The sequence below is a fragment of the Pseudoalteromonas rubra genome, assembly GCF_005887095.1.
GTDB classification, from domain to species: domain Bacteria; phylum Pseudomonadota; class Gammaproteobacteria; order Enterobacterales; family Alteromonadaceae; genus Pseudoalteromonas; species Pseudoalteromonas rubra_E.
In genome coordinates this window covers 1-207 of the sequence record NZ_PNCI01000128.1, presented here as the reverse complement: position 1 = coordinate 207, position 207 = coordinate 1, and the positions used below count along the sequence as shown (strand labels likewise).

1 pseudogene is annotated in these 207 nt (G+C 45.4%); it reads left to right on the top strand.

What is annotated here, in order from left to right:
* Positions 1-207 (top strand): annotated as a pseudogene (locus tag CWB99_RS23595) (IS3 family transposase); the annotation flags it as partial.

The following is a 207-nucleotide window of genomic DNA, read 5'->3' as shown; positions in this document are numbered from 1 at the left end:
AAATAAACCAACCTCTGAACAATGGTCAGCAGAAGCTAAATTTGCCACCGTACTCGAAACTGCCAGTTTGAATGAAGCCGAATTGAGTGAATATTGTAGAAAGAAAGGCCTCTACGTTGAGCAGGTAAAAGCCTGGAAATCCGATGCGCTGCGCGGGTTTCAAAACTCTAAAGAGCACGAACAAGAAGCAAAACGTCAGCGCCAGAG